Source organism: Lactobacillus sp. C449L (assembly GCF_059900815.1).
On the sequence record NZ_JBWXGA010000439.1, the window covers coordinates 1 to 396 of the forward strand.

A 396-nucleotide genomic window follows, 5' to 3' on the forward strand; every position below is an offset into this window, starting at 1 on the left:
CTTATCATGCTGTTTTTTCGATTGTTTAAGTCTAGCCTGGCTCCAGCCATTGCAACAGGATTGCTGCCGCTGGTGATGAACGCCAACGAATGGACGTTTATCATATCGGTTATTGTTTTTACGTTGATTCTGATGCTTGGGGTTCTTTTATTTGGATTACATAGAGGTTTAGATCAAAAAGTCAAAACAGAGTACAAATATATGCTCGTGTTCTTGGTGCTCAATTTGTTGTGGATCGGTTTATGCTGGTTGTTTGGCTACCCTCGACTTGCGGTAATACCGCCAATTCTGGTTGTTGTATATGAGACTCTTCAGAAGCCCGTGTATAACGAAAAGATGGCTTTTAAGCAAGGGCTTGTATTGACGATATCAGCTACGGTGGGAACGCTGTTGTAC

At 42.2% G+C, this 396-nt stretch carries 1 pseudogene; it reads left to right on the forward strand.

Annotation, left to right across the window (positions count from 1 at the left end):
- Positions 1-396, forward strand: a pseudogene (locus tag AC2JF9_RS10175) (hypothetical protein); the annotation flags it as partial.